The sequence below is a fragment of the Bradyrhizobium sp. P2_E8 genome (assembly GCF_056403875.1).
The window spans coordinates 1-2931 of sequence record NZ_JBFUES010000932.1; the positions used below are offsets into that span (position 1 = coordinate 1).

Consider the following 2931-nt stretch of genomic DNA (forward strand, 5'->3'; position numbering starts at 1 on the left):
CGCGGATCTTGCACTTGTAGGGCTTGTTGGTGCCGTCGGCGACGAGATAGACGCCGAACTCGCCCTTGGGCGCCTCGACCGCGGCGTAGACCTCGCCGGCCGGCACGTGGACGCCTTCGGTGTAGAGCTTGAAGTGGTGGATCAGCGCTTCCATCGAGCGCTTCATCTCGCCACGGCGGGGCGGCGCGACCTTGTTGTCCTCGACGACGACGGGGCCCCTGCCCTCAGGCGCGTTCAGCTTCTGGATGCACTGCTTCATGATGCGCACCGACTGGCGCATCTCTTCCATGCGGATCAGGTAGCGGTCGTAGCAGTCGCCGTTCTTGCCGATCGGAATGTCGAAATCCATCTCGGCGTAGCACTCATAGGGCTGCGACTTGCGCAGGTCCCAGGCCGCGCCGGAGCCGCGCACCATCACGCCCGAAAAGCCCCACTCCCAGGCTTCCTTCAGCGGCACCACGCCGATGTCGACGTTGCGCTGCTTGAAGATGCGGTTGGCGGTGAGCAGGCGATCGAGATCTTCGACCACCTTCAGGAACGGATCGCACCAGGCCTCGATGTCGTCGACCAGCTTCTGAGGCAGGTCCTGATGCACGCCGCCGACGCGGAAGAAGGCCGCATGCATGCGGCTGCCCGAGGCGCGCTCGTAGAACACCATCAGTTTCTCGCGCTCTTCKAAACCCCACAGCGGCGGGGTGAGCGCGCCGACGTCCATCGCCTGCGTGGTGACGTTGAGCAGATGGGACAGGATGCGGCCGATCTCGCAATAGAGCACGCGGATCAGCTGGCCGCGGCGCGGCACCTCGATGCCGAGCAGCTTCTCGGCCGCGAGACAGAAGGCGTGCTCCTGGTTCATCGGCGCGACGTAGTCGAGGCGATCGAAATAAGGGATCGCCTGGAGATAGGTCTTCTGCTCGATCAGCTTCTCGGTGCCGCGGTGAAGCAGGCCGATATGCGGGTCGACGCGGGCGACGACCTCGCCGTCAAGCTCCAGCACCAAGCGCAGCACGCCGTGCGCGGCCGGATGCTGCGGACCGAAATTGATTGTGAACTTGCGAAGCTGTTCGGGTTGCTCGTTCATGATCAGACCTTCGGCCCTGCTTTTTCATCCCCCGGAAGGACCGGATAGTCGGCGCCCTCCCACGGCGACAAAAAGTCGAACTTGCGGAATTCCTGGTTGAGCCTGACAGGCTCGTACACCACCCGCTTCTCCTGGTCGTCGTAGCGGACCTCGACGAAGCCGGTGGTCGGGAAATCCTTGCGCAGCGGATGGCCCTCGAAACCGTAATCGGTGAGGATCCGGCGCATGTCGGGATGGCCGACGAAGAACACGCCATAGAGGTCGTAGGCTTCGCGCTCGAACCAGTCCGCGCCGGGGAACACATCGATCAGCGACGGCACCTGGGTGGTCTCGTCGGCTTGAGCCCTGAGCCGGATCCGCGTGTTCAGCGTCGGTGACAGAAAGTGGTAGATCACGTCGAAGCGCTTCTCGCGATCCGGATAGTCCACCGCCGTGATGTCGGTGAAGTTGACGAAGCGGCAGCTCGGATCGTCGCGGAGGTACTTGACCACCTCAACGATCTTGCTGGCCTCGACATCCACCGTCAGCTGGTTGAAGGCCACCGAATGACCGGTGGCCGCGCCCGGAAGCGCGCTAACGATCGTTTGCCCAAGGGCGTCGAGCTTGCCATCGTCCATGACGTAAACCTTAGCGTTCGATGGTGCCGGTGCGCCGGATCTTCTTCTGAAGCAGCAGCACGCCGTAGAGCAGCGCTTCCGCCGTGGGCGGGCAGCCCGGCACATAGATGTCGATCGGCACGATGCGGTCGCAGCCGCGCACGACCGAATAGGAATAGTGATAGTAGCCGCCGCCATTGGCGCACGAGCCCATCGAGATGACGTAGCGCGGCTCGGGCATCTGGTCGTAGACCTTGCGCAGCGCCGGGGCCATCTTGTTGGTGAGCGTACCCGCGACGATCAYCACGTCGGACTGGCGCGGCGAGGCACGCGGCGCGAAGCCGAAACGCTCGACGTCGTAGCGCGGCATCGACACCTGCATCATCTCGACCGCGCAGCAGGCGAGACCGAAGGTCATCCACATCAGCGAGCCGGTGCGCGCCCAGGTGATGAGGTCGTCGGTCGCGGCCACGAAGAAGCCCTTGTCGGACAGCTCCGAATTGACCTCGAGGAAGAACGGATCATTGGCCCCGACCGGCTTGCCGGTCGACGGATCCAGAATGCCCTTGGGGGCCGGCGCGAGAACCGGACCGGCGGACGGTGCAGGGTTCAATCCCATTCCAGTGCCCCTTTCTTCCATTCATAGGCGAACCCGACCGTCAGCACGGCGAGGAACACCACCATGGACCAGAAGCCGGTCGCGCCAAGCTTGCCGAACGCCACCGCCCAGGGAAACAGGAACGCCACCTCGAGGTCGAAGATGATGAAGAGGATGGCGACCAGGTAGAAGCGGACGTCGAACTTCATGCGGGCGTCGTCGAAGGCGTTGAAACCGCACTCATACGCCGACAGCTTTTCCGGGTCCGGCTGCTGGAACGCCACGATGAAAGGCGCGATCAGCAGCACGAGGCCGATGAGGCCCGCTACCCCTATGAAGACAACGAGTGGAAGATAGTTCTGTAGAATGCCGCTCATTGGCGAGCCCTTTTTCCCGCGACGTCGGGGGAGCCGCGGATTCGTCCCGATTTGGAATTATTCTGAGCCTTAGCGCAGTGCACCAATGGGCGCAAGACACGCTCTTTTTAGGCCCTTTGCCGCCCCAGAACGGTAGAAATCCCGGAATCACCCCGCGGCTGGTATGGAGCAGATCGACCGCCCCAGCAAGGGCGATCCCGATCAGCCCAAGTGCGCTCGGCGGTGATGTCCGCTGTTGGGGAAGCTCACTTTATCGAGGCCGCGCAGCAAAATCTACCA

Annotated in this window: 4 protein-coding genes; all 4 read right to left on the minus strand. The window is 63.2% G+C overall.

The window, feature by feature from the left end:
- Positions 1-1081: NADH-quinone oxidoreductase subunit D (locus tag AC1D00_RS34510; RefSeq protein ID WP_477013760.1), on the minus strand; the 1081-nt coding region annotated here is incomplete at its 3' end.
- A gap of 2 nt (positions 1082-1083) precedes the next feature.
- Positions 1084-1698, minus strand: a complete 615-nt coding sequence (locus AC1D00_RS34515; protein WP_135176021.1) for an NADH-quinone oxidoreductase subunit C — start codon at positions 1696-1698, stop codon at positions 1084-1086.
- 10 nt (positions 1699-1708) lie between these two features.
- A complete protein-coding gene (locus tag AC1D00_RS34520) occupies positions 1709-2290 on the minus strand; it encodes a NuoB/complex I 20 kDa subunit family protein (protein ID WP_477013761.1) in 582 nt (193 codons plus the stop codon).
- On the minus strand, positions 2287-2652 hold the full coding sequence (locus tag AC1D00_RS34525) for an NADH-quinone oxidoreductase subunit A (RefSeq protein ID WP_008136158.1): 366 nt from the start codon (positions 2650-2652) through the stop codon (positions 2287-2289). The genes AC1D00_RS34520 and AC1D00_RS34525 overlap by 4 nt, the downstream gene beginning before the upstream one ends.
- Positions 2653-2931: the final 279 nt, after the last annotated feature.